This window comes from Stenotrophomonas sp. TWI273, assembly GCF_039674765.1.
In the GTDB taxonomy this organism is placed as follows: Bacteria; Pseudomonadota; Gammaproteobacteria; order Xanthomonadales; family Xanthomonadaceae; genus Stenotrophomonas.
On record NZ_JBDJOA010000013.1, the window covers coordinates 40,943 to 60,925 of the forward strand.

Below are 19,983 nucleotides of genomic sequence, written 5' to 3' on the forward strand. Positions count from 1 at the left end.
CGAGCCGCCGCCTGACCGGAGGCCCGGAACGCCCCGCGCACCGCGATCCGGCGTGAATACGTATGCATGCGACCCCACCGCTGGAGGCACCCCGCTAAGCTTGTCGGGTTCGTTTCTGGCCCCCTCGCGGGTGCCGTGGAAGCCCGAAGGGGGGCCCCAATGTCGCAGTCTCCATGGTGGCGCGGTGCCGTCATCTATCAGATCTACCCGCGCAGTTTCCTGGACGCCAACGGCGATGGCGTGGGCGACCTGCCCGGCATCATCGAGCGCCTGGACTATGTCGCCGCGCTCGGCGTCGACGCGATCTGGGTGTCGCCGTTCTTCAAATCGCCGATGGCCGACTTCGGCTATGACATCGCCGACCACCGCGACGTCGATCCGTTGTTCGGCACGCTCGCCGATTTTGACCAGTTGCTCGCCAAGGCGCACGCGCTGGGTTTGAAGGTGATGATCGACCAGGTGTTCAGCCATACCTCGATCGACCATGCCTGGTTCCAGGAGAGCCGGCAGGACCGCACCAATCCCAAGGCGGACTGGTACGTGTGGGCCGATCCACGCGAGGACGGCACCCCGCCCAACAACTGGATGTCGATCTTCGGCGGCGTGGCCTGGCAGTGGGAGCCGCGCCGCGAGCAGTATTTCCTGCACAACTTCCTGGCCGACCAGCCCGACCTGAACTTCCACAATCCGGCGGTGCAGCAGGCCACGTTGGATTACGTGCGGTTCTGGCTCGACCGTGGCGTGGATGGCTTCCGCCTGGATTCGATCAACTTCTGTTTCCACGACGCACAACTGCGTGACAACCCGGCCAAGCCGCTGGAAAAGCGCCTCGGCCGTGGCTTCAGCGCGGACAATCCGTACGCCTATCAGTACCACTACTACAACAACACCCAGCCGGAGAACATCGGCTTCATCGAGCGGCTGCGCGTGCTGCTGGACGCGTACCCGGGCTCGGTCAGCCTGGGCGAGATCTCCGCGGAAGATTCGCTGGCGACCACGGCCGAGTACACCGCCCCGGGCCGCCTGCACATGGGCTACAGCTTCGAGCTGCTGGTGAAGGATTTCAGCGCCGGTTACATCCGCGACACCGTGTCACGGCTGGAAGCCACCATGACCGAAGGCTGGCCGTGCTGGGCGATCTCCAACCACGATGTGGAGCGTGCGGTGACGCGCTGGGGTGGCCATCCGGCCCAACCGCGCCTGGCGCGGATGCTGGTGGCCATGCTGTGCTCGCTGCGCGGTTCGATCTGCCTGTACCAGGGCGAGGAACTGGGGTTGGGCGAGGCGGACGTGCCGTTCGAGGCGCTGCAGGACCCGTACGGCATTACGTTCTGGCCGAACTTCAAGGGCCGCGACGGTTGCCGTACGCCGATGCCGTGGCTGGATGCGCCGAAGGCGGGCTTCACGACGGGCGAGCCGTGGCTGCCGATTCCGGCGGAGCATCAGGCCGCGTCGGTGGCGACGCAGGAACAGGATCCGCATTCGGTGTTGAACGCGTTCCGTCAGTTCCTGGCATGGCGGCGGACGATGCCGACGCTGTTGGTGGGGGATATTCGTTTCCTCGAGTGCGCCGAGCCGGTGTTGATGTTCGAGCGGGTGCACGGGGAGGAGACGTTGCTGTTGGCGTTCAATCTGTCGGCCGGGACGGCTCGGGTTGCGCTGCCGGTGGGTGATTGGCAGGCGATGCATGTGCCGGGTCCGGATGTCGGCGAGGTGGTCGGTGGTGAGTTGGTGTTGCCGGCGCAGTCGATGTTTTGCGCGCGACGCGGCTGAGTGGGTTTCCGGTGGTATTGAGAGGGCGGGGCCGGGTGCCTCGCCCTTTTTTTGTCTTGCGTTCGTGCGTTGGGCCACAGCAACGGCAACGGCGCGTTGGGCTGCGCTTGTGCTGGTTTGGGCGGGCCCGGGTGGGGTGGGGGGCCCCCGCGCCACCGCAAGTACGTCCGTGTAGGCTCATGTCGCGCCATCCATGGCGCTCATGGTCCCGCCAACCCACCCGTGCCCGCCCTTTGACAATGGGCTGGTGCGCAAGGGAAAAGCGACGCTAGCAGCTGAAGCATGCGCAATGGTCGGATCGGCCAGCGCGGTCGAGATGATCGGGTTGATCGGTCTGGTCGGTGGGAGCGGAACAGTCCGGGCGGTCAGGGCAATCGGGGCGTTCGACGTGGTCGGCACGGTCAAAAGTGTCGAGGCGGCGGAACTGCTCGAGCTGGCCCTAACCGCAGATACCGCGTTCGATCCTCCGCCGCGTCGCGTCGCGTTGCGTTGCTTCGCTTCGCACTGCACTGCCATGGCAACCAACCACCTGTCGAAGGGCGGGGGTGTGTGGCTTGGCGGGACCGTTGTGCCGCATGGATGCGGCTCACGAGCCCCCATGGATGGGTTTACGGCGCGTCCCGCGAACCCACACAGCCCCGACCAGGCCAATGACAGCCGGCGCTGACGCTCTTCAGGGGCAGAGAAAAGCCAACAAAAAAACCCGCTGCACAAGCAGCGGGTTCTTCGATGTTGCCATTACGTCGCTGAAGCAAGCTCAATCAGAACTTGTAGTTCACACCCAGCATGTACGTGCGGCCCCACTCCACGTACTCCAGCGGTCGATCCTTCGTGCCAGCGTAGGTGCGATACGGCTCGTTGGTCAGATTGCTTCCCTGCAGCAACAGCGTCAGCCCATGCAGACTGCTGCTGTCCGCGAAGGTGTAGCTGACCTGCGCATCCGTCACGTTCTCACCGACCACATACCGCAGCGTCCGGTTGCCGTTGAAGTTGCCGATCTCACCGATGAAATCCGAACGGCGGCGTTGGCTCACGCGGGCCTCGAACCCACTGCGCTCGTAGTACGCCGTGAAGTTGTACACGCGCTCGGACAGGCCGGGCAGGCTGATCGGATCGCTGCCCACGCTGGACGCGCTTTCCGGATCCAGGATCTTGATGTCGCTGTCGTTGAACGTCGCACTGGCCTGCACGCCGAAGCCACGCAAGGTCTCGGTCAGCATCTCCAGCGGGAACGAGGCGGTCAGCTCCAGGCCCTTGAGCTTGCCACCCTGGCCGTTCTGAGGGGCCGAGAAGGTGCCGGTCGGCAGCACCGGCACGATCATGCCCGGCGGCGGTACGTAGCTGGCCAGCAGATCGCTGAAGTCGTAGTCATCGCGCGACTGCGTGTAGACGTAGGACTTGAGATCCTTGAAGAACACCGCAGCCGCCACATACGCCTTTTCACCGAAGTACTTTTCGTAGGACAGATCGATCGCATTGGCGCGCCACGGATCCAGCAGCGGGTTGCCGCCGCTGCCGCCGGGCTTGCCGGTGGCGGTGTCCACGCCGAACTCCAGGCCGGCGCGCATCTGGTCCACGCGCGGGCGTGCCACCTGCTTGGCCACGGCGAAACGCAGCGTCTGCTGGTGCGGGAACATGAAGGCCAGGTTCAAGCTCGGCAGCCAATCGGTGTAGGTCTTGCCGTCATCGATCGGCAGGATGTTCTGGCCGTCCGGACGCGAGCGGTCGAAGTAGTTGGACTGCGAGCTCTGGTCGGTGCGCACCATCTGCACGCCGATGTTGCCGCGCAGGCCCACCTCGCCCAGGTCGGTGTTGATGTTGGCGCGGATCCAGGCGGTGCTGGTCTTTTCCTGCACCGTCCAGGCCTTGGGAATCAGGTAGTCCAGGTTGGTGACCGGGTTGAAGACCATGTAGCGGTCCACCGCGGCCGGGACGTTCCAGGCGGGGATGTAGCCGATGCCGGCGAAGCCCAGGTTGACCGGTGCGTACTGCAGGTCACCGGCGATGTGGGCATCGCCCTGGTCGCCGAGCAGGATGTTGCCCTCGGCCTGGGTCTTGTCCTTGCGGCGGTCGGCGTAGTTCACGCCCACGTCCACATCGGAGAACCACGGCAGCGAATCGGGCATCGCAAAGGTGGCCTGCAGGCGGGCGCCCTTCAGGCGGTCTTCGACCATCGGCACCTTGCCGTAGCCGGAGCCGTAGATGGTGTTGGTCAGGAACAGCGCGTCCGGGTTGGAATAGTCCAGCCCCGGGCTGATCTGCGAGAACCCCTCCGGCTTGACCACCACCCCGACCGAATCCAGCTGCGGCATCGGCGTGAGCTGCAGGTTGTTCTCCAGGTTCAGTTCGTTGCGCGTGGCCTTGGAGTAGTTCACATCGGCGACAACCTTGACCCGCTCGAAGTTGAACTCGTTGTTCCAGCCGAACGCGTCGATCTTGTCCTTGCGCTTGTTGTACATGCCGCGCACCAGCGGATACACGCCGGTCGCCACGCCGCCGGCGAAGGTGCCATCGGCGTTGATCTGCGGGTTGGTGATCAGCAGGCCCGGGGTATAGCCGCCGTTGTAGTTGCTGAGGTTGACCTCGAACTGGTTGGCGGTATCGATCTGCTCGGCTTCGGTGTGGAACGCATCCAGGGTGCTGGTCCACACGTTCGACGGGCGGAACTGGACGGTGGCCATCACGCCGTCGCGCTCGTTGTTACCGGTGCGGCGCAGCGCCTTGATGCCGTCGGAGAACACCGTGCCCGGGGCCAGGCCGGGGCGGTTGCCCTGGTCGGTCTGCTCGGTGGTCCACGGTTCGTACAGCCCGACCTGGTTCTCCTGGATGGACATGTCGCTGTGCGCGTAGCCGATCGAGATGCCCAAGGTGTTGTCGAGGAACTGGTCGATGTAGCTGGCGCTGAAGCGGTTGCCGTACGGATCGACATTGGCGGCCTTGCCCAGCGAGCTCTTCTGGTAGCGGCCGCTGATCGCGATCACGCGCTCGGCGAAGCTCAGCGGGCGCACGGTCTGCATGTCGATGGTGCCCGACAGGCCCTGGCCGACCAGGGCGGCGTCCGGGGTCTTGTACACGGTCACGCCGTTGACCAGCTCCGAAGGGTACTGATCGAACTCGACGCTGCGGTTGTCACCGGTGCTGACCACTTCGCGTCCATTGAGCAGCGTGGTGGCAAAGTCGGGCGACAGGCCGCGCACGCTGATCACCTGGGCACGCCCGGCCACCCGCTGGGCGGCCAGACCGGGCAGGCGGCCCAGCGATTCGGCGATGCTCACGTCGGGCAGCTTGCCGATGTCCTCGGCCGAAATCGCTTCGACCACCGAGGTCGCGTCCTGCTTGATCGCGATCGCGTTCTCGATGCCGCGGCGGATGCCGGTGACCTGGACGGTGTCCAGATTGGTCGCCGCGGTGCCGGTCCGTGCAGTGGTGGTACTGGGTTCGGCGGTCTGCGCCGACGCCATCAACGGCGTCAGGGCGACGGCCAGCGCGAGACTCAGCGCGCTGCGCTTGCGGTTCAACATTTTCCCCTCCCAGGCAATGTTGCCAATCGTTTTTTTGGTTGCCCGGAGGACCCGGGAGCGTCATGGCGCGGTGGCCGTTGACTGCGTGGCTATGGTAGGCAGCGCATCGGCTGTGGGAATCACCCTGCATACGTATTCAATGACGTTTGCAGCGTTGGAAGCGATTACAGGTGCGTTATTACAGCCGCACCGGCGTACACGCGCCCGGTAGGTGCCGACCGTTGGTCGGCACGCCGCATCCACGCACGCGGCGCTGGCTGAGCGACTTACAACGGGGTAAAGCGGATCGCCTGGCCGCCGCCCGGTGCAAGCACCAGCGTCAGCGCATCGGCGCTGGTGACCTCGCGCGTTTCGCGCACGAAGGCGAAGGGATTGCGGCGGAAATCCGCGCCGTCGCCATCGCGGTAGATCTCCGCGCGGTAGCGCACACCCGGCGCCAGGAAGCCCAGCGAGACCGGGAGCACGCGGCCGTGTTCATCGGTGATGCTGCCCAGGAACCAGTCGCGGCTGTGGCGGTCCTTGCGCACGATGGTGACGTAGTCGCCCACCTCGCCGTTGAGCACGCGGGTATCGTCCCAGTCCACCGCGACGTCCTCGATGAAGCGGAAGGCTTCGCGGTGCTGCTCGTAGTGCTCGGGCAGGTCGGCCGCCATCTGGATTGGGCTGTAGATCGTCACGTACAGCGCGAGCTGCCGGGCCAGCGTGCGGGGATCGCCTGACCGCCGCGGCCCTTCAGACTCAGGATGCCGGGGGTGTAATCCATCGGTCCGGACAGCATCCGGGTGAACACCAGGTTGACCTCGTGCTCGGGCGGGTTCGGCGGTTGGCCCCAGGCGTTGTACTCCATGCCACGCGCGCCTTCGCGGGTGATCCAGTTCGGGTAGGTGCGGCGCAGGCCGGTGTCCTTGATCGGCTCGTGCGGATTCACCGCGATATGCCGCTTGGCTGCTTCCTGCACCACCTTGAGGTGATGGCGGGCCATGAACTGGCCGTCGTGCCACTCGCGCCACAGCGGCCCACCGGCCGGGTTGCGACGGTCGACCTGGCCGTCATCGCAGACATAGCCGCTCTTGAATGCATCCACGCCCAGCCGCGCATACAGATCCAACGCCGCGCCCAGCTGATCTTCGTAGTGTTCGATCGCGCAGCCGGTTTCATGGTGGCCGATCAGGTGTACGCCCTTCTTCGCGCCGTAAGCCGACAGTGCCTCGATATCGAAGTCCGCGGTGGGCCGGGTGAAATCGAAGGCATAACCATTGCCGACCCAGTCACCGTTCCAGCCGGGATTCCAGCCTTCCACCAGTACGCCACGGAAGCCATGCCGGGCGGCGAAGTCGATCACGCGTCGGGTCTTGGCGGTGGTCGCGGCGTGCCGCGGGCCGGTGGCCCAGCTCTCCTCATCCAGATGCATCGACCACCACACGCCCAGGTACTTGGAAGGCTTTACCCAGCTGACGTCGCCCAGCACATTGGGTTCGTTGAGGTTGAGGATCAGGCTGGATTCGACCAGCCCGCCGGCGGTGTCGCTGATCTGCAGCGTGCGCCAGGGGGTGTCGAAGGGCAGGTTTCGCCGCACTTTCCAGCCCTCGGCCGAGGGCGACAGCTGCGCGCGCAGGCGTTGGCCGTCGGTGCGGCGCAGCCACATGCCGGCGTAGTCCACCAGCGCGGCTTCGTGGATGGCGACATGCAGGCCATCGCGGCTGCGCAGCGTCATCGGCGTATGTGCCAGCGGCACCTGATCCAGCGGCGTGCGCTGGTAGAGATATTCGTAGTGAATCGGCTCACCGGCCGGAATCCACCAGGCGGTGGAGGTCGGCGCGATCGCGAACTCGGTCAGCTCATCGTCGATGATCGCCTCGCGCATGCCCGGCTGCTCGGGGAAGTGGTATCGAAAGCCGAGGCCGTCGTCATAGACCCGGAACACCACATCGAGGCGGCGCTGGGCGCCGCTGCGTTCGACCAGCTGCACGACGACTTCGTTGAAGTGATTGCGGGTCAGCCGGCGCTCGCCCCAGGGCTGTTCCCAGGTTTCATCGACGCTGCGCGACTGCTGGCCCACCACGGCGAGATCCCGGTCCAGGCGGCCATCGCGCAGCTGGAAGCCGAGCTTGGAGCTGTCCACCACGGTCTCGCCGAAACGTTCAACCCGGTAGCTGGGGTTGCCGCCGTCCAGTTGCAGCGACACGCGCAGTACCTTGCCGGGCGACTCGACGTTGGCGACAGTGACCGGTTCCGCCGAGACGGTGGCGCTGAATGCGCAGAGGATCCAGCCGAGCAGGGGCAGGCGACAACGTGCGAAAGGCCCGTTTGTTGGATGCGACAGTGACGGCATTTCCCCTCCCAAGGCGGCCGAAAACACCCCCGGACTATAGCGATGCGGTCACGATTGCCGACCGCCCTGGCCATGAATACGTATGCAGCTCGATGCAGGCTGCGGCGTGCCGTCTACCATGGGCCCAAGGCACCCTGGGAGGGGGCCGCGAGCGCATTGCCGCGAGGCGGTGCGGACCTACAACGCGAGCAAAGGGGAGGGAGGCAACAGGCGCGAGCCGGTTCGCCACTTCGATGCTGAAAATGATCTGCCTGACCGTTGCCCTCGGGGCAGCGATGGGGTCCACCGCACGTGCGGCCGACCTGGACTTCGATGGCCGCCATGCGCGTGCCGAGACCGCCGCTGAAGGTGGCTACCGTCTGCACGCACCGCAGGGCGAGGTGCGCGTCAACGCGCAGCCGATGCGCAGCGAGACCGGCAGTGTGCTGTTCGATGCGCTGTTCGGGCTGGCCCAGCAGGAGATGGATGCCGACCGCGTGGATGCGATCCGCGACTCCGCCTTCAATCACGGTAAGCCCGTGGACTGCGAGTGCTTCCAGACCGGCGCGCGCTGGCCCTATGTGTGGACCCGCGATGTGAGCTTCGCCGCCGATCTGGCGCTGTCGCGTCTGGATCCCGTACGCACGCGCCAGTCGCTGCAGTTCAAGCTGTCCACCGCACGCGATGGGCATACGGCCGGTCTGTTCGTGGCACAGGACACCGGCTCCGGTGGCAGTTGGCCGATCAGCAGCGACCGCGTGGTGTGGTTCCTGGCCGCACGTGGGCTGCTGGATGACGCGGCCTTTGCCGAGCAGGTCTGGCAGGCACTGCAGGCCACCCTGGCACAGGATCGCGAGGCGGTGTTCGAGGCGCGGATCGGCCTGTATCGCGGCGAGACTTCGTTCCTGGATTGGCGCGAGCAGACCTATCCGGACTGGACCCGCGAGGATGTCCGCTTCATCGGCGAGTCCTTCGCGCTCTCCACCAACGTGCTGCATTACCAGGCGCTGCGACTGGCCGAGCAGCTGGCACGCCAGCGCGGCGACGCGCGCGCCACCACGTACGGCGAATGGGCCGATGCGCTGGCCCGCCAGATCGACGCACGCTTCTGGCGCGAGGAGGCTGGCCAGTACATGAGCTACATCGGCGAGGCGGCCCACCCGGTGCCGTACGCCAAGTACGACCTGCTCGCGCTCTCGCTGGGCGTGCTGGCCGATGTGTTTCCGGCCGATCGCGCACGCCGCGCGCTGGCGAATTACCCGGCCGTGGCCGGTGGCAGCCCGGTGGTCTGGCCGCAGGAAGCGCAGCAGCCGATCTACCACAACCGCGGCATCTGGCCCTTCGTCAGCGCGTACTCGCTGCGGGCAGCGCGCCGGTTGGACGATGCCCCGCGCATTGCCATGGAGATCGAATCGCTGATGCGCGGCACCGCGCTGGCCGGTTCCAACATGGAGAACTACGAGATGCGCACGCTGGCCGTGCATGTCGAAGAAGGCGCCCTCAGCGGCCCGGTAGTCAATTCGCCGCGGCAGCTGTGGTCGGTGGCTGGGTACCTCTCGATGGTGCTGGAAGGGGTGTTCGGCGTGGAAGACGATGGCCGCATCGCGCCGAAGCTGCCGGTGTCGCTGGTGCCGACGCTGTTCGGTGCGCATGACCGCATCCGCCTGGACGATGGCAAACAGCGGTATGTACTGGTGCGACCGAAGCAGCTTGCCGGCGAGCTGCTGGTGGCGGGTGATATCCAGCGCGATGCCAGCACCACCACAGTGCAGCTGGTGCCGTTGCATGCGACGGGCGCGACGCCATCACCGGCCATCCTGCGTCCCTCGGCGGTGTTCGCCCCGGCCACCCCGGCCGCCCCGGTGCCGCGTGAAACGACGGCAGGCTGGCAGATCACGGTGCCTGCCGGGCACGTGCTGTGGCGCGACGGCCAGACGCTGGCGCCCACACGGGGTGTCGCCACGATTGCCAGGGACGGTGCCAGTCACTGCCTGAGCCTGACCCGCCGGGAGGGCGCGCTGGAATCGCTGCACAGCCCGATGACCTGCATCGGCCCGCAGCAGGTGCTGGCCGGCGACACGCACTGGCAGTGGACCGCACCGACCGCCGGCCGCTGGCGTGCACGCCTGCGCTACGACAACCCCAACGGCCCGATCAACACCGGCGTGACTGCAGCGGTGAAGACGCTGGTGCTGCAATGCGAGGGTCAACCGGAGCAGCGCCGCCCCATCGTGATGCCGCACAGCGTGGGCGAACAGGACTCCACGGCGGTTGAATTCGAGCTGCCGGCACGCGCCTGCCGCGTCACGTTGGACGAGGGCTTCAACATGAGTGCGTTGACCCACTTCGCGCAGTACAACGGCGGCAAGGGCGGCAGTGAGGGCGTGCTCAATCAGGCCCGCGTGTCCGCGCTGACCCTGATGCCGGTCGCAGCCTCGCCGGAGCCGCGCCCATGAGCCGTTCGCCCAAACCGACGCTGTCGTTCTGGCAGATCTGGAACATGTGTTTCGGCTTCCTCGGCATCCAGTTCGGCTTTGCCCTGCAGAACGCCAATGCCAGCCGCATCTTCGAGACCCTTGGCGCCCCGATGGATGCGGTGCCTGGGCTGTGGATCGCCGCGCCGCTGACCGGCCTGCTGGTGCAGCCGGTGATCGGCTACCTGTCCGACCGCACCTGGACGCGCTGGGGCCGCCGCCGCCCGTTCTTCATGATCGGTGCGGTACTGACCACGCTGGCTCTGCTGGTGATGCCGAATTCGCCGACGCTGTGGATTGCGGCCGGCACGCTCTGGGTGCTGGATGCCTCGATCAACGTATCGATGGAGCCGTTCCGCGCGTTCGTCGGGGATCAGCTGGCCCCCCGGCAACGGCCGACCGGCTTTGCGATGCAGAGCTTCTTCATCGGCATCGGTGCGATCGTCGCCAGCTTCCTGCCTTTCATCCTGACCCACCTCGGCGTGGCCAACACGGCGGGCGCAGGGCAGGTGCCCGATACCGTGCGCTACGCGTTCTACTTCGGGGCGGCGGTGCTGCTCGCGGCGATCACCTGGACCGTGGTCAGCACCCGGGAATACTCGCCGGCCGAGCTGGCCAGCTTCGATGACGCCGAGCCGTCCGCGGTGCACCAGAGTGCGCGCGTGGCAGGACCGCCGCCGTGGGCGCAGATCGGCGGCTGGGTGGCGGTGGGCATCGTGCTGGCCGCCGCCATCGCGGCGCGGCAGGGTGACCGCATGCTGTATGTGTTGGCTGGCCTGTGCATCGCCTACGGCGTGCTGCTGGGTGTGGCGCGCTGTGTGCCGGGGGCGAACATGCTGGCCACCATCGTCGACGACCTGCGTGCGATGCCGCGCACCATGCGTCGCCTGGCCTGGGTGCAGTTCTTCTCGTGGTTCGCGCTGTTCGCGATGTGGATCTACACCACCGCCGCCGTCGCCGGCACCCATTTTGGTTCCACCGATACCGGCTCTGCCGCCTACAACGAGGGCGCCAACTGGGTCGGCGTACTGTTCGGTGCCTACAACGGCTTCGCGGCATTGGCCGCGCTGCTGATCCCGCTGATGGTGCGCTCACTGGGGCTGCGCTGGAGCCACCTGGTCAACCTGTGGCTGGGCGGGCTGGGGTTGATCTCGATGCTGTTCATCCGTGATCCGCACTGGCTGCTGCTGTCGATGGTCGGCGTCGGTTTCGCCTGGGCGTCGATCCTCTCGTTGCCGTATGCACTGCTGTCCGACAGCGTGCCGGCGGCCAAGATGGGCATCTACATGGGCCTGTTCAATTTCTTCATCGTGATCCCGCAGCTGGTCGCGGCCAGTGCGCTTGGCTTCCTGCTGCGCACCTGGCTGGGCGGCGATCCGATGCACGTGCTCGCACTCGGGGGTGGCAGCCTGCTGCTGGCCGGCCTGTGCGTGCTGTATGTGCCATCCCAACAGGAGGTTGTCTGATGCCCCGGTATTCGTCGTTGTCGCTGGCCCTGTCATTCGCGCTGTCCGCCAGCCCCGCCCTGGCCATCGAACGCCCGGACTATGTCGGCACGCGCGAGCCGTTCGCCAGCCAGGCGGTCTACTTCGTGGTCACCGACCGCTTCGTCAATGGCGATCCGTCCAACGACCACCGCGACCAGGGCGGGGCGCATCCCACCTTCGATATCCCGGTGCCCTGCCCGGACAAGGTCGATGGCAACATCGGCTACCTCGGCGGCGACTTCAAGGGCGTGCTCGACAATGCCGCGTACATCCGCAACCTGGGCTTCGGCGCGGTGTGGATCACCCCGATCATCGACAACCCGGACCAGGCCTTCACCGGCAGCAAGCCGATCAGCTGCACCAGCACGCTGACCGACCGCGGCAAGACCGGCTACCACGGCTACTGGGGCGTCAACTTCTACACGCTCGACGAGCATCTGCCGAGCAAGGGACTGGACTTCGCCGCCTTCACACGTGGCCTGCATGCCGCCGACCTGAAGGTGGTGCTGGATATCGTCGGCAACCATGGCTCGCCCGCGTGGACGATGCCGGTGGCGCAGCCGCAGTTCGGCCAGATCTTCGACAAGGACGGCCGCTTGATCGCCGACCATCAGAACCTCCCGCCGCAGCAGCTGGACCCGCTCCATAACCCGCTGCATGCGTTCTACAACAACATTGGCCCGGTCGACGGCAAGGACGGCTCGATCTTCGACGGCAACCTGGCCGAGCTGTCCGACTTCAACGAGCACAACCCGGCGGTGATGGACTATCTGGTCGGCGCTTACCTGCAGTGGACCGCGCAGGGCGTGGATGCGCTGCGCATCGACACCATCGGCTGGCTGCCACACCCGTGGTGGCATGCCTTCGTCAACCGCATCCGGGCCGAGCATCCCGGCATGTTCATGTTCGGCGAAGCGTTCGACTACGACGCCAGCAAGATCGCCGAGCACACCTGGCCGGCCAACGCGAACGTCAGCGTGCTCGACTTCCCGCTGCGCGGCGCCCTGTCGTCCGTGTTCGGCAGGGAGCAGAAAGGCTTTGAGACCCTGGCCGAGCCGCTTCACCTGCTGGATGGGCCGTACGCCAATCCGTATGAGCTGATGAGTTTCTACGACAACCACGACATGGCCCGGCTGGATGCCAGCGATGCAGGGTTCATCGACGCCCACAACTGGTTGTTCACCGCGCGCGGCATTCCGGTGATCTATTACGGCTCGGAAACCGGCTTCATGCGCAGCCGTGCCGAGCATGCCGGCAACCGCGCCTACTTCGGGCAGGCGCGCGTGAATGATGCGCCGAACAGCCCGATCTATGCGCCGCTGCAGCGCATCGCCAAGCTGCGTGAGGCCACACCCGCACTGCAGCGTGGTCTGCAGGTCAACGAGCGGCTGCAGGGCGATGAAGCGGTGTTCTTCCGCGTGCTGCAGCAGGGCGATACCGCACAGACCGCCCTGGTCCTGCTCAACAAGGGCGACACCGCCCGCACCGTCGATGTGCGCCGCTATCTGCAGGCCGGGACCTGGCGCGACGCGCTGGGTGGCGCCAGCCAGACGGTCACCGGCGCACTGAAGGCCGAGGTGCCTGCGCATGGCGTGCGCGTGTTCGTGCTGGATGCGCAGGTCGACCAGGCCGCGCTGCAGGCCCGGTTGAAGGCGGCGCTCGACGATCAGCAGGCCCGCACCAAGCGCCTGGCGAAGTAGCCGGGTGGTGCCCGGTCTGCCGTTCGCGGTGGGCCGGGCACTACAATCGGGCTCGCGATCGCGCACTGCGGTCCTTCCGAGTACGCTTTCCATGTCACGCCTGTCCCTGCGCCCCGCAACGCCCGACGACGCCGAACGCCTGTTCCATCTGATGCAGTTCTACTACTTCGAGGCGTCGGCCTGGAGCGGAGAAGAAGTACGCTCCGACGGCCTGTTCGACTGTGATCGGAGCGATGTCGAGGCCTCCCTGCGCAACGCCCCGCAGTGGGCGCGGTTGTTGTTCGTCGACGAGGCGCTCGCCGGCTTCGTGCTGGTGGACCGGGTGGAACGGGACGGCCACCACTATCCTGAACTGGCCGACCTCTTCGTGCTGCCCAAGTACCGGCGGCAAGGGTTGGCCGCGTATGTGGTCAACGCACTGGTGCGTCCCGGCGAGGGGCAATGGCTGCTCGCAGTGTTCCGCGGCGACGTGGCTGCGCATGCCCACTGGCTGCGGACCCTGCCGCGTCTTGGTCTGCCCCACGTCGCGCTGGCCGACGATGACCCGCGGTTCCATCTCTACCTGATCGGCGGTCCACCCAGCCTGTAGTGCCGGCCGCTGGCCGGCTCCCGACACGCCCGGCGGTACACTAGCGGCCCCCACCCACGCCCCCGCATTCCATGAACGACGCCGCCCCCCAGACCCCGATCGAAACGCTGCTCAAGACCGCGATGGACGGTCAGCTGCCGATCGGCCTGTTCATGAAGGCCTTCGTCGCCTCCGAGGTGGTGTTGCTCACCGGCAGCCTGGTGACGCCGGATGGCAGCGGTTTCGATCCGCTGCTGTTCGACAAGCAGGGCGTGCTGCACGTGTCCGTGTTCACCGATATGAGCCGCGTCGGTTTCCACAGTCAGCAGGCCCCGCATACCATCCGCATGCTGATGCTGGAGGTGCTCAGGCGCGTCCCCGGCGGCTACGGCGTGGTGATCAATCCGGGCACCTCGCTGGGCTTTGAAATCTCGCCGTCCGGCGTCAGCGAAATCCTCAAGGACTTCGCTGACGCCCCGCGCTGACGCTGAGTTTTACTGCAGCGTCACCTTCCGCCGGTTATCCGACGACACCCGATCGATCAGTTTGTTGTACGGATCAAAGCCCGCCTCATCCGGCTTGCCCTCCACCGTCACCGTGATGGAGGGATTGGCCTCGGTGACGTGGTGGCGCTGCAGGTACAGCACCTTCTGATCGCGCTCCTTGCCCGACGGCGCATTGGCGAACACGCCCACCTCGATCCAGTCGTCCATCGTACCGGCGGTCTCCTTGCCGCCACCGTCGGCATAGCGCTTCTCGGCGTGCAGCTTCAAGGTGACGTCGTACTTTCCATCGGCACGCTTCTGCACGCTCGCGGTGAGGACACGGTTGTCGTAGAAGCTGATCTTCTCGAACAGGTCCGTCACCAGCTGCTGACGGTCGGCCGGGGTCTCGGCGCGGATGTAGGCGAGCAGTTCGGTGGAGGTGGTGTAGGGCGGCGGCTGGAAGCCCTTGTCCTGCAGATAGCGCTTGAGGGCGCGATTGAGGGCGGCTTCGCCGATCTCCTCACGCAGCCGGTAGAACGCCAGCGAGCCCTTGCGGTAGTGGATGTACTGCTGGTTCTCCACCCGTGCCAGCGGCAGTTCTTCCACGCCTTCGCCACCACGCCCGGACAGGTACCCGTCCAGCTCGTTCTTGAGGAACTGGCGCATGTGCTGTCGGCCGTACTCCTTCTCCATCACCATCAGCGCCGAGTACTGCGACAGCGACTCGGACAGCATCGTGGCGCCCTGTACGTTGGCACCGATCACCTGGTGCGCCCACCACTGGTGTGCAATCTCATGTGCGGTGACATAGAACACGTAGTCCACCTTGTCCGGATCGCGCAGGTCGGCGATGAAACCGATCGATTCGGAGTAGGGGATCGTGTTGGCGAAGGACTGCGCGAAGCTCTGGTAGCCCGGGAATTCGATGATGCGCACCTGACGGTGCTGGTAGGGCGTGAAGTTGGCTTCGTAATACGCCAGCGACTTCTGCACCGCATCGATCATGCGGTCCACGTTGTAGCCGTGCTGGGGGTCGTAGTAGATCTCGACCGGAATGCCCTTGTAGGCCGCGCGTTTCACTTCCCAGCGGGCAGACAGGTAGGCGTAGAAGTTCAGCATCGGCCGGTCCATGGCATAGCTGAAGCAGCGGCGGCCGTTCACGGTCGTCTCCCGCACCAGGTATCCCGGTGCCAGCGCAACCTGGTCCGGCGCGGTGCAGATGGTGCTGCGGAAGTCCAGCCAGTCGGCATCGTCGCTGACGTAGTTGTTGGCGCGTGCGGCCTGGTCCTCCAACTTGGGCATGCGGGTCGGCTCGCCAAGGCCGCGCTTGCGACGCTCGTTGCGGTCGGTGATCTGTACGCGCTGGTTGTAGCCGAACGACGGCAGATCGCTGCTGTTGAAGAAGCTGCCGTTGTCGACCAGGTTGGTCGGTGCCTGATGCGCGGTGATGCCGTCCGGATGCTGGTTGATGCGGAAGTGGATACGGCGTTCCTCACCGGGCTGCAGCGGCTTGGCCAGCCGGTAGATGCGATAGCCCAGATCAGCGTCGTGCATGGACAACGTTTCGCCCCCCAGGTCGACCAGGTTCAACTGCCTGTCATCGTCCATCGACACATGGATCTGATCGATGGGCGCGGCATGGGTATTGCGCACCGTCCAGTAAGCATCGACGACCATCGACTGGGTTTCCGGCGACAGGTCGATCCGGTTGTCCACCGCCACGATGCGTGGCTGCGGCACATCACGGTAGCGCGACAGATCGCGTTCGTAGCGGGCCTGCAGGTCCAGCTGCTGATCGGGCGAGCGGAACTCGTTGCGGATGTTGGTGCTCCAGTACAGCCAGCCACCCACCCCGATGAAGACCAACGTGGCCACCACTGCACCGAGTCCAGTCGGGCCGCGCAGGCGGCGCCCGGCCAGCACCAGCCGCTGCCGCGCACCATTGCCGACGCCGCGTACCCAGAAGGCCGAGGCGACGCACAACAGGGCCAACAGGAACAGCGCCCAATACCCTTGGAACGCCAGTTGCCCCGGCAGGAAGTGACCGTAGCCGTTCATGTCCGAGTACGGCGCGATCGGCCAGCTGCCGAAGTTGTACAGGTTCTGCGTGTAGTCGAGCATGCCCAGCACCGCCTGCCCGATCATCACCACGATCAGCAGTGCGTAGCCGACGAACTTGTTGTTGGTCAGCACCTGCAGCACCAGCGCCAGCCCACCCATCAGCAGATAGACCACCGAATCCAGCGCGAGCATCTTGAGATACACCAGCGGCTCGATGTGGGTGTAGCCCTTGGCCAGCTGCACGCCGATCGCGGCCAGCGCGCCGATGGCCTGGAAGCAGGCGATCACCGCCACCAGCGTGGCGAACTTGGCCAGCAACGGCACCCAGTTGGGCACCGGCATCGCATCGGTGACGTCACTGATGCGGGCGGTGCGTTCCTTCCAGACCAGCTCGCCGGCGAAGAACAGCACGATGATGATCAGCAGCCAGCTGTAGGTGCCTTGCAGCGCGGTCAGCATTTCCGAGGTGACCGGCCAGATCGGCGTGCCATACATCGTCTGGCGGAACAGGGCGCCGGGCAGGAAGTTGCACAGCCCCAGCACCAGCAGTACCAGGAAGGGCACGCTGCGCACCACGCCAGCCGTATCAAAGCGAACCTGATGCAGGAACTGGCGCCAGGCGGTGCCGACACCGCTGCCGGGCACCACGCGTGGCACCGTGACCTGGGCCGGGCGCAGCGACGGGGTGCTCGTTGCCGCGGCGGCTTTACGGCCCCAGCGACGACCGGCACTGCCGCTGCGCTCGGTGCGGAACAAGGCAAACGTCGCAGCGAACAGCACTGCCGCCACACCCAGCCATAGCGCACGGTTGGCCAGCAGCTGACCGGCGACGGCAGGCAAGCCGGAGTTGCGTTCGGCCACCGACCAGTAACGGATGGTCCGCGACAACGCGCGCAGGCCGAGCGGCTCGCTCAGCACCGCAATCCAGGTGTTGTCGATGTCGCGGAGCAGGGCCGCGCTGACGCCGTACAGCACGAAGTAGGCGATCACGCCGATGTAGACCCACAGGATCGAGCGGGTGGTGGCCGCCAGCAAGGCCAGCAGGGCCGTGGTGAAGATCAGGTTCGGAATCACGATGACGCCGAATGCCCAGACATAGCTGTACAGCGAGACCGGGCCCATACGGGCCGGATCGACCCAGGGCATGAACGGCCCCAGCGCCATGCCGGCGGCAATGATCACGTACACCAGCAGCCCGCTGACCAGCGCGGCGCCGATGCGTCCGGCCAGGTAATCGCGGCGTTTGATCGGGCTGGCGAAGATCAATTCGGCGGTGCCGAGATCGAAGTCGCGCAGCAGCGCATTGCTGACGAACAGCGTGGAGACCAGCATGCCGAGCAGAGTGAAGATGCCCAGCATCGAAGCGATGACGGTCGGTGCATTGCTGTGCACGTTGCCGGTGCCACCGCCGATCTGTATCGCGTCGGACGACGCGGCACCGAAGGCCATCAAGGCGAACAGGCCCGCCAGCAGCCACAGCAGCGGGGAACGGAGCTGCTCGCGCAGCTCGAAACGGAAGAAGGCAGCGATCATGGGCCGGCTCCGGTCAGGCGGTCCGCGACTGCAGGCGCAGTCGCTGGAAATAGACGTCTTCCAGATCGGGAGCCACGGCTGCGAAGCCGTCGCCGGGGTCGTTCGCGCTGTGTACGTGGATCACCGGCCGCCCACCGACCAGGCGCGTGGACAGCACCACATGGTTGGTCTCATACGTGGGCAGTTCGGCAACGTCGACCTGCTTGCGCCAGACCTGGTGCTGCAGCGCATCGATCGCATCGCTGGGTTTGCCGGTCAGCAGCACCTGTCCCTTGTTCATGATGGCCATGTTCGGGCAGAGGTCGGTGACATCTTCGACGATGTGCGTGGACAGGATCACCGCCACGTTCTCGCCGATCGCCGCGAGCAGGTTGAGGAAGCGGTTGCGCTCTTCCGGGTCCAGGCCAGCGGTGGGCTCATCGACGATCACCAGGCGCGGATCGCCGAGCAGCGCCTGCGCGATGCCGAAGCGCTGGCGCATGCCGCCGGAGTAAGTGCCGAGCTTGCGCTTGCGCGCATCCCACAGGTTGACCTGCTGCAGCAGCGCCTCGACCACCTCACGGCGCTGGCCCTTCTGGGTGATGCCCTTGAGCACCGCGAAATGATTGAGCAGGTCCAGCGCGCTGACCTTGGGATACACGCCGAAGTCCTGCGGGAGGTAGCCCAGCCGGCGCCGTACCGCATCCTTGTCGCGCAGCACGTCGATGGCCGCCTCACCGGGAATCGACAGCGTCGCCGAGCCGCTGTCGGCCTCCTGCAGCGTGGACAAGGTGCGCATCAGCGAGGACTTGCCGGCGCCGTTGGGCCCGAGCAGACCGAACATGCCGTGGGGCACATCGAGCGTCACACCGGCGAGGGCATGGACACCATTGGCGTACGTCTTGGACAGCGCGCGGATCTCAAGCATGTGGCCACTTCCCCTGGGAGATAGCGCGGTTATCCGCCCTATTCAGGAAGGCCGCATCCGCCGTAAGTCATGGGTGCTTCTGGACACGTGTGCGCCACCGAGCGGCCAGCCATGACGCAGCCACGCAGCCTGCGGCCACCAGCAGCCAGCCGGATGCCGTTGGCCCCGCGCTCTGCTTGATCGCGCCCCACCACGCCGGGCCGAACATCGCCCCGATGGCCAGGACGGCGAGGGCCAACAAGGCAAGCAATACCCGCGACACCCAACGTTCGATACCGGCGTCATGCCGGGCAATGCGCAGCGTGACATCACGGGCGAAGCGCATCGGCGGTCCACTCTGCGGGGCCGAAGCGATCGCCTGGGCGATGCGCAGGTAGTCGGTGGCGTCCGGCGCAGCGCGCTGGCCGCTGAGGGCGGCGCGCAGCGCATCCTCCTGGGCCTGCCATTCCTCGGGATCGATGCGGGGATCGTCTGCGCTGCTCATGCGGGCACTCCAATGCGGGATTCGAGCAGTTCGCGCAACCGCTTGCGGCTGCGGAACAGGTGGCTCTTGATGGTGCCTTCGGCCAGCTCGGTCAGGGTGGCGATCTCGGCGATGGAGATCTCCTCCAGGTGATAGAGCGTGAGCAGGGTGCGCTGCAGGGGCGGCAAGCCGTCGATCGCAGCGTACAGGTGGGCGTTGATGTCGTGCTCGCTGGTCAAGGCTTCCAGATCGATGCCATCGCCGATCTGTTCGATCAATGCGGTGCCGTCCTCGCCCATGGTGTTCTCCACCAGCGGAATGCGGCGGCGTTCCAGGTGGCGCTTGGCGATCGAATAGGCGACCTGCGCCACCCAGGATTTCAACGCGCTCTCGCCGCGGTACTGATGCAGCGTCTGATGGATGCGCAGGAAGGCTTCCTGGCACAGCTCGCGGGTGTCGTCGGGGTGGCGGACCATGCGGTCGACCACGCGCCAGCACAGCCCTTGATACTCCCGCACCAGCTGCTCGAACGCCCCGGGCTGCCGCGACAGAATGGCGGCGACCAGTGCCCGGTCGGCGTCGAGACAGTCGGCAGGGGTGGGCGGCGGGGTGCGCATCCCCATAGGGATACGTCGAGTGCGCCATCGGTTGCAACCGTGCTCCGTGCAACCCATTCCGCCCTGGCCGTATCTCAGTGGAC

The 19,983-nt window shown here is 66.2% G+C and carries 12 protein-coding genes and 1 pseudogene; 7 read left to right on the forward strand and 6 right to left on the reverse strand.

All coding sequences use genetic code 11. The features are described 5' to 3' along the window. Positions 1-159 precede the first annotated feature (159 nt). Positions 160-1,773 carry an alpha-glucosidase gene (locus ABE571_RS14980; protein WP_346493974.1) on the forward strand — a complete coding sequence of 538 codons (1,614 nt, stop codon included), beginning with the start codon at positions 160-162 and terminating at the stop codon, positions 1,771-1,773. Between the two features lie 289 nt (positions 1,774-2,062). Beyond that, positions 2,063-2,440, forward strand: coding sequence for a hypothetical protein (locus tag ABE571_RS14985; RefSeq protein WP_346493976.1), 378 nt, complete (start codon positions 2,063-2,065; stop codon positions 2,438-2,440). A gap of 94 nt (positions 2,441-2,534) precedes the next feature. Here ABE571_RS14985 and ABE571_RS14990 read toward each other — a convergent pair whose 3' ends face one another. Together ABE571_RS14990 and ABE571_RS14995 are read right to left on the reverse strand one after the other, a co-directional pair. After that, positions 2,535-5,294 (reverse strand): TonB-dependent receptor, encoded by a 2,760-nt coding sequence (locus ABE571_RS14990; RefSeq protein WP_346493978.1) that lies wholly within the window; start codon positions 5,292-5,294, stop codon positions 2,535-2,537. Between the two features lie 266 nt (positions 5,295-5,560). Further along, positions 5,561-7,626: pseudogene (locus ABE571_RS14995) on the reverse strand (glycoside hydrolase family 97 protein). A 233-nt stretch (positions 7,627-7,859) separates the two neighbouring features. Between ABE571_RS14995 and ABE571_RS15000 the strand changes: the two are divergent. The 5 genes from ABE571_RS15000 (at position 7,860) to ABE571_RS15020 (ending at position 14,319) form a co-directional block, all read left to right on the forward strand. After that, positions 7,860-10,061, forward strand: a complete 2,202-nt coding sequence (locus ABE571_RS15000; protein WP_346493980.1) for a Six-hairpin glycosidase-like protein — start codon at positions 7,860-7,862, stop codon at positions 10,059-10,061. Then, positions 10,058-11,545, forward strand: coding sequence for an MFS transporter (locus tag ABE571_RS15005; RefSeq protein WP_346493982.1), 1,488 nt, complete (start codon positions 10,058-10,060; stop codon positions 11,543-11,545). Before ABE571_RS15000 ends, ABE571_RS15005 begins: the two co-directional genes overlap by 4 nt. Then, positions 11,545-13,266 carry an alpha-amylase family glycosyl hydrolase gene (locus ABE571_RS15010; protein WP_346493984.1) on the forward strand — a complete coding sequence of 574 codons (1,722 nt, stop codon included), beginning with the start codon at positions 11,545-11,547 and terminating at the stop codon, positions 13,264-13,266. Before ABE571_RS15005 ends, ABE571_RS15010 begins: the two co-directional genes overlap by 1 nt. A 91-nt stretch (positions 13,267-13,357) precedes the next feature. Beyond that, a complete protein-coding gene (locus tag ABE571_RS15015; protein WP_313212077.1) occupies positions 13,358-13,855 on the forward strand; it encodes a GNAT family N-acetyltransferase in 498 nt (165 codons plus the stop codon). A 71-nt stretch (positions 13,856-13,926) separates the two neighbouring features. Then, positions 13,927-14,319: an SseB family protein gene (locus ABE571_RS15020; RefSeq protein WP_346493986.1), complete on the forward strand. Its 393-nt coding sequence runs from the start codon at positions 13,927-13,929 to the stop codon at positions 14,317-14,319. A gap of 9 nt (positions 14,320-14,328) precedes the next feature. Here ABE571_RS15020 and ABE571_RS15025 read toward each other — a convergent pair whose 3' ends face one another. The 4 genes from ABE571_RS15025 to ABE571_RS15040 all read right to left on the reverse strand — a co-directional run bounded on the left by ABE571_RS15025 (position 14,329) and on the right by ABE571_RS15040 (position 19,900). Continuing rightward, positions 14,329-17,913: a M1 family aminopeptidase gene (locus tag ABE571_RS15025; protein ID WP_346493988.1), complete on the reverse strand. Its 3,585-nt coding sequence runs from the start codon at positions 17,911-17,913 to the stop codon at positions 14,329-14,331. 13 nt (positions 17,914-17,926) lie between these two features. Next, positions 17,927-18,820: an ABC transporter ATP-binding protein gene (locus tag ABE571_RS15030; RefSeq protein ID WP_346493990.1), complete on the reverse strand. Its 894-nt coding sequence runs from the start codon at positions 18,818-18,820 to the stop codon at positions 17,927-17,929. A 67-nt stretch (positions 18,821-18,887) separates the two neighbouring features. After that, positions 18,888-19,304: a hypothetical protein gene (locus ABE571_RS15035; RefSeq protein ID WP_346466318.1), complete on the reverse strand. Its 417-nt coding sequence runs from the start codon at positions 19,302-19,304 to the stop codon at positions 18,888-18,890. Further along, positions 19,301-19,900, reverse strand: a complete 600-nt coding sequence (locus ABE571_RS15040; RefSeq protein ID WP_346463901.1) for a sigma-70 family RNA polymerase sigma factor — start codon at positions 19,898-19,900, stop codon at positions 19,301-19,303. Before ABE571_RS15040 ends, ABE571_RS15035 begins: the two co-directional genes overlap by 4 nt. Between the last annotated feature and the right edge of the window lie 83 nt (positions 19,901-19,983).

Bases quoted from the DNA above. Each gene is read 5' to 3' on its own strand.
- ABE571_RS14980 (WP_346493974.1), top strand. From the start codon at position 160: ATGTCGCAGTCTCCATGGTGGCGCGGTGCCGTCATCTATCAGATCTAC.
- ABE571_RS14985 (WP_346493976.1), top strand. From the start codon at position 2,063: ATGGTCGGATCGGCCAGCGCGGTCGAGATGATCGGGTTGATCGGTCTG.
- ABE571_RS14990 (WP_346493978.1), bottom strand. From the start codon at position 5,294: ATGTTGAACCGCAAGCGCAGCGCGCTGAGTCTCGCGCTGGCCGTCGCC.
- ABE571_RS15000 (WP_346493980.1), top strand. From the start codon at position 7,860: ATGCTGAAAATGATCTGCCTGACCGTTGCCCTCGGGGCAGCGATGGGG.
- ABE571_RS15005 (WP_346493982.1), top strand. From the start codon at position 10,058: ATGAGCCGTTCGCCCAAACCGACGCTGTCGTTCTGGCAGATCTGGAAC.
- ABE571_RS15010 (WP_346493984.1), top strand. From the start codon at position 11,545: ATGCCCCGGTATTCGTCGTTGTCGCTGGCCCTGTCATTCGCGCTGTCC.
- ABE571_RS15015 (WP_313212077.1), top strand. From the start codon at position 13,358: ATGTCACGCCTGTCCCTGCGCCCCGCAACGCCCGACGACGCCGAACGC.
- ABE571_RS15020 (WP_346493986.1), top strand. From the start codon at position 13,927: ATGAACGACGCCGCCCCCCAGACCCCGATCGAAACGCTGCTCAAGACC.
- ABE571_RS15025 (WP_346493988.1), bottom strand. From the start codon at position 17,913: ATGATCGCTGCCTTCTTCCGTTTCGAGCTGCGCGAGCAGCTCCGTTCC.
- ABE571_RS15030 (WP_346493990.1), bottom strand. From the start codon at position 18,820: ATGCTTGAGATCCGCGCGCTGTCCAAGACGTACGCCAATGGTGTCCAT.
- ABE571_RS15035 (WP_346466318.1), bottom strand. From the start codon at position 19,304: ATGAGCAGCGCAGACGATCCCCGCATCGATCCCGAGGAATGGCAGGCC.
- ABE571_RS15040 (WP_346463901.1), bottom strand. From the start codon at position 19,900: ATGCGCACCCCGCCGCCCACCCCTGCCGACTGTCTCGACGCCGACCGG.